Below are 1214 nucleotides of genomic sequence, written 5' to 3'. Positions count from 1 at the left end.
GAAAGACGATTTCTTTGTGTGGTGCTGAGCCTTCTGGCGCTATTTTGAGCTTCGCTGAAATATAATTGTAGAAATGCGTTGCTGACCCAACGGCAAGTTGTTGCCGTGCCTGCAACGGCACCCGCTTTGACGCCGGACAGTAAAACATTCGCCGCACTGACTGGGTCAGTGGGCGGCGTCCATAATCTGAAGGTGGCCGCAGCTGTTGCGCCACAGATGGTTGCAAGCGCATTTGCGCCATCAGCTGCGGTTATCGTGTGGTCGCCCCTGGCGACATAACTCAGCACCGAATTTAACACCCCCCAGTAACCCCATGCCCCCGCAGCAGCTGCACCGTATATGAGTGCTTTATATTGCGCGCTGGTAAGCGCATAAGATGAAGGAATACTCGCCATGCTGATGGCAATGGGTAAGCATAGCCATTTAATAAATCGTTTCTTTAGGATCATCGTAATCACCATATTCAATCACTATATTTAATATGTCACCTGCGTCATCGTCAGGGGTATTATTTCAGTTATAGGTATTGCCCAGAAATATGCCTGCCTGCGATGTTCGCTGGCATGATGAAAGACTAAAAAGTACATTGGTTAAGCGTCTCTGGAATTTATTTACCCCCTGTGGGTTATAGTGGTATTTACGCGGGTGTTATGCGGAAAATCCCTGCCTTGTAATTTCCTCAAGACTTCTGGTCAACACACCGCAGCCTTTACTGTCGCGATAACTTTCAATCAGGGTGTTATAACGCTCCCGGCTGGAACGGGTAATGTTATCTTTTTCTTCCGCATCAAAGGCTGTGCCCCATTTCCGACTGGCAAGAATTATAACCCTGTTGATGATGTTGTCTTCCGTACCTAAATGCTGATATCCGCATTGATACTTTAAATAATTAAGTCCAGCGATGACGGAGGACATATTTTCAATGTTTTCATTTGTATGAGCGTTCTCATCTTTGTTTTGAATAGGTATGTTTGTTGTGCATCCAGACAGAACAAGCGTCAGTGCTACTGTTAAATTCATTGTTATATTCACGACTTTTCTCTTCATTCTTGCCTCGTTTTCCAAAATTTCTTTAGTGAAATTAATTTAATGTTTTGTGTGTGAAACGTAAACGGATTTTTTGTTTGTTTTTTTTGTTGATGATTGTAATGTCTGGTTAATTAATATTGATGATTTTTAAATGGTGAATTTTAAGAGTTAAAGTCATAAATAGC

At 42.8% G+C, this 1214-nt stretch carries 2 protein-coding genes; both read right to left on the bottom strand.

Annotated elements, in window-relative coordinates; translation table 11 throughout:
* A partial coding sequence (locus Dpoa2040_RS13985; RefSeq protein ID WP_210423962.1) for a hypothetical protein occupies positions 1–449 on the bottom strand: 449 nt, incomplete at its 3' end.
* A gap of 199 nt (positions 450–648) precedes the next feature.
* Positions 649–1047 (bottom strand): type II secretion system pilot lipoprotein GspS, encoded by a 399-nt coding sequence (gene gspS, locus Dpoa2040_RS13980; RefSeq protein WP_168641654.1) that lies wholly within the window; start codon positions 1045–1047, stop codon positions 649–651.
* Positions 1048–1214 lie beyond the last annotated feature (167 nt).

Source organism: Dickeya sp. CFBP 2040, from assembly GCF_012273755.1.
Lineage (GTDB): Bacteria > Pseudomonadota > Gammaproteobacteria > Enterobacterales > Enterobacteriaceae > Dickeya > Dickeya poaceiphila.
Note: the sequence above shows the minus strand (reverse complement) of the source record. Positions and strands in the feature narration are given on the sequence as shown.